Origin of the sequence: Pseudoalteromonas sp. MMG005, assembly GCF_018101015.1 — a bacterium.
GTDB lineage: Bacteria > Pseudomonadota > Gammaproteobacteria > Enterobacterales > Alteromonadaceae > Pseudoalteromonas > Pseudoalteromonas aurantia.
This window is the reverse complement of sequence record NZ_JAGJEK010000014.1, coordinates 154,197-162,703: the sequence shown is the minus strand read 5'-3', so window position 1 is coordinate 162,703 and position 8,507 is coordinate 154,197. Positions and strand designations below refer to the sequence as shown.

Below are 8,507 nucleotides of genomic sequence, written 5' to 3'. Positions count from 1 at the left end.
CCACCCCTCTATGCTTTTCATGGACTAAAACACGCCCTATTGCACAAGTACGTATGCCCTTACGGTAGGTACGGGCATACGCGGTTATCACGTCATCCTGCTGAGCATAAATATGATACGTATCTAAATGGTGGTCAATGTCATCTAATTCAGGATAAGGGCATGCTTGTTCAACAACAAACACATCCACCCTTGCTTTCATTATCTGAAACAGCGTTATCGTATCAAGTTCACTAAATCGTTTAATATGCCACTGCATCGTTCATTCCCTAAGAAAAAAGCCCAGCATATTAGCTGGGCTCAAATTTATTTTATTAGCCCATATTATGCAAACAATCGCTCTAACTGATCGCAAATTGTGCTGAGATTAACTTGATCATGTTCGATAGTTAAATCCACATAACCATCTGAGCGAAACGCTCTATCTAATTCAATCAAAACATGTGTTTTATGTGCTTCTGGCACAAAAGAAAGCTCAATTTCTTGTATCCCAAATATAGATTGGTTGTTCGGTCTATACTCTAACTCTTGATAACAACCAGAAAGAGACTGAAAATCGGACGCTTTCAAGTAACCTTGTTCAACATCGGCTTTAATTAAAGAAAAACCCAGCTTCTCCATTGCTGCCATGCAAGTTTTAACGGCTTCGTTAGGGTAAATATGTAAAGTGTCTTTATCCGATGGATCCAATGCTAAATCAATGTCAAGCCCAGTTTCTAACCATACAAAACTATAGTTATAGCCAGCGTTGATTTCTGTGATTGGGGTTTCAGAGTGCAAACGTGCTTCAAATGGGATCACAACTTGCTCTTCTGGGCCTATAGTAAACCGTTCACCGATATGCCACTTTTCAATAACATGATTAGTAAAATACTCTCCATCATCACTTTCATGTTTTATCCGCGTCATTAAAGCTAATTCTAGCCCTGAGACTTCTTGTACAACATCACCGCCATTCACAATAATTTGAGCTTGGAATTTTTGTCCAGGATTCAAATGCTCAGTTTCTAAAACAGTATCGACTTTCGCGGCACCGATACCCACTGATGCAAGGATTTTTTTAAACATTAAGTCTCCTGTTCGAGATTGCTCCTTTATTGGCATCTTAACCATAAATATTCACTCTTGTCAGCGAAAATTTACCTCATTAGACAGAATATCTTATTCTTAACCCAGTTAACCGCAATTACGTTCTCCCTAGTTTTAAAAAAATTAATTTATAAATCAGTGAGTTTTGATACACTTTAATTACTCATTATCGACTGTTGGTTACCAAATGGAATTACTGTTTTTCGCCATAGCGTTTGTTTGTGGTTTTGCTGTATATCAGTTGAAATTGCCGCCACTTATTGGCTTTTTAATGGCTGGTTTCGTGCTCAATTTACTTGGCTACCATACTACAGCGTTATTAACCTCCCTTGCTGATTTAGGCGTAACATTATTATTATTTTCGATAGGCCTGAAACTTAAGCTCTCAAACTTAATCAAACCACAAGTATGGGCCCCAGCAACATTACATATCGTCGTTTGTACTGCATTTTTCACTAGCCTTTTACTTTTATTAGCCTATGCATCACTGCCGCTCTTTACAGAATTATCGTTGACAAGTGCTATGCTGGTCGGCTTCGCATTCAGCTTTTCAAGTACTGTTTTTGCTGTCAAAGTATTAGAAGAGCGTGGAGAAATGGCAACACTTCACGGCAAGATTTCTATCGGTATTCTCGTTATGCAAGATATTTTTGCTGTGGCCTTTTTGGCTATAAGTACCGGTAAAGTACCCAACATGTGGGCTTTGGTATTACTTGTCAGTCTATTCGTATTCAAACCTATTATGTTTTGGGTCTTAAATCGCTCTAAGCATGGTGAATTACTGCCCCTGTTTGGCTTTTTCTTTGCCCTCATCATTGGATATCATGCATTTGAATTTGCTGGTCTTAAGGGTGACCTAGGAGCGCTTATTATCGGCATGATGTTTGCTCCACATAAGAAAGCAGGTGAACTATCCAAATCATTACTTAATTTAAAAGATATCATGCTTGTTGGGTTCTTTTTAAACATCGGATTAAATGCGAACATATCAGCCTATGCGCTGTTCATAGCCTTGCTACTTGTCATTATTTTACCTTTAAAGGTTGGGTTGTACTACGCTTTTACTAATCTCTTTAGATTACGCGCAAGAACGTCTCTACTCAGTGCATTTACACTCTCTAATTACAGCGAATTTGGCTTAATTGTTTGTGCTGTCGCGGCGTCTAGCGGTGCAATTACCTCTGATTGGTTAGCCGTTGTCGCTATTGCGGTCTCACTCACATTTGTTCTCGCATCGCCGCTAAACAAAAGAGCAAATGAAATATATGTCAAACTCGAGCCTTTATTACTCAAGTTCGAAAGCGCCACACGCTTAGAAGAAGAGCTTCCGGTGAATTTAACCAATACACAAATCGTCATTTTTGGCATGGGCAGAATAGGAACGGGTGCATATGAAACCATCGAAACCTCCAACTCAGGTGTTATCGCTGGGATAGATATAAAACCTGAAGTCGTTGAACGACATGTTAAGCGTGGCCGAAGAGTATTGCTCGCCGATGCAACAGACCCTGACTTTTGGCAACGAGTTAATCATTCTAATGTCGAAATGGTGATGCTTGCTATGCCTAAACATATGCAAAATATATATGCACTAGAGCAGCTCAATGCATCTGGCTTCAGCGGACAAGTAACTGCAATAGCAAACTACCCAGATCAGCAAAAAGAACTCGAAGATATGGGCGTTGATTACACCTATAACTTCTATTTAGAAGCCGGTAGTGGTTTCGCAGAACACGTAAAGCAAAAATTGTTTTCTTAAATTCATTTAGTTTTCTCAGTACTATAAAAGGTACTGAGAACTATTTTTATTTTCGCATCAATATCTTACTTCTAGACGTCTAGATTATCGATACAAATTCTCCCCGATTATCCCCCCCTGCGATTTACAAAACTTTACATCTAAGTTAGTAATCTCAGCATAAAACAGAGTACACTGGCTTTATTCGAAAATACGTAAGTATCTATTTTTAACACAAAAATTATTTAATTCTTGGAGTATCTATGAATATCTCCCGCAGTGTTAAAGTATTCCTAAGAGGGTAAAAAAATGCTTAAAACCAAACCAGTAAATCAATTCTCTGCTGTTGTTGATGATATCAAAGCCGGCCCTTTTTCTGATTTGCAAAACCGTTTAGATGCGCTTCAAGACAACGGAATGACAGCGTTGACAATACGCAGTATTTTATTTCATAAAATGTTAGATCTACACTCAGTTCCCGCTGAACATTTCTTAAGGGAGCAAGCAACCCCACAGCGCCTTGACGATCCTGCCTTAATTGAGAAATTGAATGCGCTTGGGTTTTATCGGAAGCAGCGTTGCGTCATGCACTAGACAGAATTATGGGAGCCTACATACTCCCGTATAGGCTGGCAATGCCCGTCGCCAGCCTATTTTTTATTATCTAAAAAATGAAAACCATTAAAGGTTTTCTAAAAAGTCCTCATCAAAGTCAGTTGGTTCTTCATTAACAGGTGGGTTTCCATCATGCAGCTCGTATAATTGACGTTGAAAGTATATGTCTTTCATAAATACATATGGGTCTAAAGACTCCTTTAGTAAACTCTCTTGCGCCATAAGCGACGCTCTCGCCTCCACTGCGCGTAACGCAAAAATTAGGAGAGTTTGCGGTGTAGTTAATGCAATTTCAGGTAAAACGACTTTATCGACCACATCGCCAACGACATTTCGTACCGTTGAAGGCCCCATTGCAGGTAACATCACGTACGCACCATCACCAACTCCCCAAACCCCTAACGTTTGACCAAAGTCCTCATCTTTATGCTCTAATCCAAAGTTACTGGCAACATCAAATATACCTAGCACGCCAACTGTTGAATTAATTAAAAACCTCGCAACATTAATCCCCATATCACCGGGCTTACCTTGTAAACCCGCATTGACTGCATCGATAGGCGCTGCAATATTAGTCGTAAAATTAACAAGGCCCGCTCTTACGGGTGTGGGTGTTACTGCTAAATACCCTTGCGCTGCTGGGCGAAGAATATATGTGTCTAGTACATCCATGTTAAAGTCATAAATTGGACGGTTTATAGACTGCAATGGATCTCGTTCGTCTTTCTTCTCTTCAGGAACGCTCGTACAGCCTGAAAGAATCGTTAGTGCGATCAGTGCACTATAAATAGGTTTAAACATTTAGCTTCCTGTACTCGTAATTACACGACTAATCTCTACGGTATGTTTTTGATTGCCTTCTGTAAGCCTTATGACTGGGGATTCTCCCTCAAGTTCACCAGGGCTTATCATAACGGAACCATCTACGGACACACGTGCCGTAATGATCACATTTTCAAAACTCGAAAGTTTTAATTCTGGCATCATTGCCATACTATCATCTAGAGTGACAGTTAAAGGCAAGTTAAAATCTGTAAGTTTTTCTACCGCAAGCGGCATTTTTGGCCCATCAGCAGCCTTTACAAACACAAATAAAGTTGCATTATTTGGCAATGAAGAACGTAACTCTTCCGCCAACGTGACTGTCACCGAAAGTATAGGAGTCCCTAACATTGGCTGCGGTTCAATCTCAATCAGTCGCGCTGTGATCTCTTCAATACGTTGAGAAATCATGCTATACCGTGGGTCTGACTCGTTTATTGTAGAGAGCAACACTTCAAATGCACTTTTAGCTTCATGCCAGTCCTGACGTTCATAAGCTATCAATGCGAGTAATGAAATTGCATCAATATTTTTCGGATCCGACTGTAGCACTTGAGATAACATTTGAGCAGCACGGTTCATTCCTGTCTCGGAGCCTTCCACTAGCAATACTTGGCTATAATTGACCAAAATATTATTATTTTTTGGGTTCATGCTCAGTGCTTTTTCAAACGCTTGTTTTGCCATTTCATAGTCGTTAAGTGACATTGCAACACGGCCAAGTAGCATCCACGCAACAGCATCATCACCACTATTGGCTAACTTGGTACGAAGCCCTAATGCAAAAGCTTGCAATTCATTCTGAGTAAGAGGTTCACCTTGTTGCATGACGGCTCTCTCTCCGTACTCAGGCAGTTTTTCAATCGCATGATACCAGTTCTCTATTTGCGTCTGACTACCTGTAAAACTATAAAAAACACTGCTAACAGCTAATGTAAATGCCACCCCAGTCAGGGCGAAAATTCGATTATTACCTCGGCTATTGAGTTGTTTCTCTGGAGACAACTCATGATAGAGCCTTTGTTTCAATTCAAGCACAGATTCATCATGAATAATTTGCTCTATTCGTTGACTAGTTAAGTCTTGTTTTAATTCATCAAGACGTTGATGGTAAATCACTATCCGCTCAGCGTTCGCATCATGGTCTAACGTTAGTACATTCTCTTTTCGTAAAAAAGGCACTGCAACAAATAACAGCGCTAACACAGTGAGTAGCGCAAACATACCCCACATTTGCATCATTTCATTCATTATTGCTGCTCCTTACGCTGATACTGAGCAATCAATTTAGTCAACTTAGCTTCATCATTTGCATCCCACACTTGCTTCCTCGACGCCTTTTTTTGCCGAAATACGATAAAACCAAAACCAACTACCACTATAAAAATGGGCAATACCCACAAAATAATTGTCGCAGGCGTGACCGGTGGCTGATAATGTACAAAGTAACCATAACGATCGATCATATAATCAATCACTTCTTCCTTTGTTTTCCCTTCATGGACCAAAGTGACGACTTTATCTCGCAAATCTTTCGCTACAATTGCATCAGAATCAGCAATATTCTGGTTCTGACATTTCGGACAACGAAGTTCATGAGTCAACTCCTTAAAGGTTGCCGCACGCTCTTGCGATGAAAATTCATACTTATCTTCTACCGTATGTCCTGCGAAGCTCATTAGCATCGTCAATATCATCAATACATATTTCATTGTGACAGCTCCTGAATAGCTGGTGCAAACTTCGCTCTCCACACTCGAGGATTGATATCACCTGTATGATGTAGCAATATTTTCCCTTCTTTATTAACTAAAAATGTCTCTGGTGCGCCAGATACACCTAAATCTAGTGCCAATGTTCGTTCTAAATCTAAAATATTAAATTGATACGGATCTCCCGCTCTGTCTAACATTGACTTCACTTCTACTCTAAGCGCATTCATATCAAACTGGTCGCCAAAATCTGGGTCATAAGCTTGTTCATAATACAAACCAATAATACGAACACCTTGACTTCGAAGCTGCGCTAAGTAGCCTAACTCAGCAATACATGTTGGGCACCAAGTGCCCCACACATTCAGTAAATACACTTCACCGAGTAAGTCTGTATTTTGCCACTGTTTTTCATCGACCATTAAATCAGGCAACGTAAAGCTCGGCATTACCTGCCCTATACGGCCTGTTTGCAACTCACGAGGATTACCAAATAACCCTTGGTACAAAAACACACATAAAAACATGAATATCAAAAATGGTATGATTGCTATCAATTTCTTATTCATATTTTAGCCTCTGCCGTCTCTGTGTATTTAGGTCGTCTACGATAACGCTTATCTGCCACAACCAAGAAACCAGCTATAGAGATCAATAATCCGCCTAACCACATCCAACGTACATATGGCTTGTGATAAATCCGCAATGACCAGTTGCCATTACTTAATTGCTCACCCAGAGCTAGGTATAAATCGCGGAAAAAGCCATCATCGATTGCCGCCTCAGTCATAAATTGCATACCGACATCATACAAACGCTTTTCTGCATACAATTCAGTCACTATACTCCCTTCTTTTAGCACATTGACGACGCCTGCATGGCCACTGTAATTAGGGCCTCGAATTTCCTTCACGCCTTCAAACCGGTATGTGTATTCATTAAGGACCGCGGTATCACCAGCTTTCATACTCACTGAGCGCTCCACTGAATACGCAGATGTTAGTGCTACACCTGCAACCACAAACGCGATCCCTACATGACCTAAGATCATTGCCCAATAGCTCATGCTTTGTCGCTTAAAACCATTCAGGATATGTTTTTCTACCGTCACCTTCTCAAAAATATCTAACAGAGCACCCAATACAATCCAAACCCCTAGTGCCGTTGCCACAAAGGTAAGTATTGAGACGGTATCGTAACTACTATATAACCAAGAAGCTGTTAACAGTAATGCTGCCGCGACTAAACCTAGCGCTTTCTTCGCCAGTGGTGTCAATTTATTCTGCTTCCATCTTAATAAAGGTGCAATTCCAAGTAATAGTGCAAAAGGCACAATTAGCACTGAAAACATTTGATTGAAAAATGGCACACCAATAGAAATAGAACCAAGCCCCAGTTCTTTATGGATCATGGGTAACAATGTCCCCAACAACACAATTAGCGTCGCAACCACCAAAAATATATTATTGGCCCATAGTGAGACTTCCCTAGACAATAGTTTGTACCGCCCTTCACTTTTTACTTCAGACACTCGCATAGCATATAAAGCTAAACTGCCGCCGACAACCACGAGTAAAAAAGTCAAAATAAACAGTCCTCTATCTGGATCTGTTGCAAACGCATGAACTGATACAATAATGCCAGAACGAACTATAAAGGTACCAAGTAAACATAAACTAAACGCTGTAATGGCCAACAACACAGTCCAAGACTTGAAGATCCCGCGCTTTTCTGTGCTCGCTAAAGAGTGCAGTAATGCTGTTGCGACTAACCATGGCATCAGCGATGCGTTTTCCACTGGGTCCCAAAACCACCACCCTCCCCAGCCAAGCTCTGAGTAAGCCCACCAGCTACCGATAGTGATGCCTAACGTCAAAAAGCCCCATGCAACCATCGTCCAAGGTCGTGACCATTTAGCCCAAGTGTTATCCAACTTACCTGTTAATAGTGCCGCTATCGCAAACGCAAAAGACACAGATAAACCAACATACCCCATATAGAGTAAAGGTGGATGAATGATCATTCCAGGGTCTTGTAGTAATGGGTTTAAGTCGCGTCCCTCTACCGGAAAGTAGGGCAGTAAGCGCTCAAACGGACTCGACATCCAGAGGGTATACAGCATAAAACCTACACCAAGAAAGCCCAGTACCCCCAAGACCCTGGCTCTAAGCACCCAAGGAAGTGACTTAGACATCAGTGCCACAAGCGCCGTCCAACTTGACTGCATCACTAACCACAGTAAGATTGCGCCTTCATGGCCTCCCCATGTCGAAGTGACTTTATAGTACCAAGGCAAGCTTGTACTTGAATGGTGTGCAACGTACGCAACTGTGAAATCATCTATCAATGTTACATAAATCAAAATAGCAAACGACACTAACACAAACAAACACTGACCAACAGCCAATGATGGTGCAGCTCGCATCAGCCTTAAATTTCCAGTATAAGCCCCCCACATCGGAAATATGCACAACAACAGACTCAATGCCATCGCTAGCACAAGCGAAAAATAGCCAATCTCTGGGATCATA

General features: G+C 41.0%; 8 protein-coding genes and 1 pseudogene. 2 read left to right on the top strand and 7 right to left on the bottom strand.

The window, feature by feature from the left end; genetic code table 11:
* Both J8M01_RS12870 and J8M01_RS12865 read right to left on the bottom strand, forming a co-directional pair.
* Window positions 1-259 (bottom strand): annotated as a pseudogene (locus tag J8M01_RS12870) (GNAT family N-acetyltransferase); the annotation flags it as partial.
* Between the two features lie 65 nt (window positions 260-324).
* Window positions 325-1,068, bottom strand: coding sequence for a sporulation protein (locus J8M01_RS12865; RefSeq protein WP_192506883.1), 744 nt, complete (start codon window positions 1,066-1,068; stop codon window positions 325-327).
* 208 nt (window positions 1,069-1,276) lie between these two features.
* Here J8M01_RS12865 and J8M01_RS12860 point away from each other — a divergent pair, with 208 nt between their 5' ends.
* Both J8M01_RS12860 and J8M01_RS12855 read left to right on the top strand, forming a co-directional pair.
* Entirely contained in the window at window positions 1,277-2,848 is a 1,572-nt protein-coding gene (locus J8M01_RS12860) for a cation:proton antiporter family protein (RefSeq protein ID WP_211058227.1), read from the top strand.
* A gap of 288 nt (window positions 2,849-3,136) precedes the next feature.
* On the top strand, window positions 3,137-3,421 hold the full coding sequence (locus J8M01_RS12855; RefSeq protein ID WP_192506881.1) for a hypothetical protein: 285 nt from the start codon (window positions 3,137-3,139) through the stop codon (window positions 3,419-3,421).
* A gap of 87 nt (window positions 3,422-3,508) precedes the next feature.
* On the opposite strand, the gene J8M01_RS12850 is transcribed toward J8M01_RS12855, so the two are convergent.
* The 5 genes from J8M01_RS12850 to J8M01_RS12830 are packed head-to-tail and all read right to left on the bottom strand — an operon-like array spanning window position 3,509 to window position 8,506.
* Complete coding sequence (locus tag J8M01_RS12850) at window positions 3,509-4,243, bottom strand: VacJ family lipoprotein (RefSeq protein ID WP_211058226.1); 735 nt, start codon at window positions 4,241-4,243, stop codon at window positions 3,509-3,511.
* The gene (gene ccmI, locus J8M01_RS12845) at window positions 4,244-5,506 is read right to left on the bottom strand and encodes a c-type cytochrome biogenesis protein CcmI (protein WP_211058231.1); all 1,263 of its coding nucleotides are present in this window, start codon (window positions 5,504-5,506) and stop codon (window positions 4,244-4,246) included.
* An 8-nt stretch (window positions 5,507-5,514) separates the two neighbouring features.
* Window positions 5,515-5,976 (bottom strand): cytochrome c-type biogenesis protein, encoded by a 462-nt coding sequence (locus J8M01_RS12840; RefSeq protein ID WP_192506879.1) that lies wholly within the window; start codon window positions 5,974-5,976, stop codon window positions 5,515-5,517.
* Entirely contained in the window at window positions 5,973-6,545 is a 573-nt protein-coding gene (locus J8M01_RS12835; RefSeq protein ID WP_192506878.1) for a redoxin family protein, read from the bottom strand. Before J8M01_RS12835 ends, J8M01_RS12840 begins: the two co-directional genes overlap by 4 nt.
* Entirely contained in the window at window positions 6,542-8,506 is a 1,965-nt protein-coding gene (locus J8M01_RS12830; RefSeq protein ID WP_210996213.1) for a heme lyase CcmF/NrfE family subunit, read from the bottom strand. Before J8M01_RS12830 ends, J8M01_RS12835 begins: the two co-directional genes overlap by 4 nt.
* Window position 8,507: the final 1 nt, after the last annotated feature.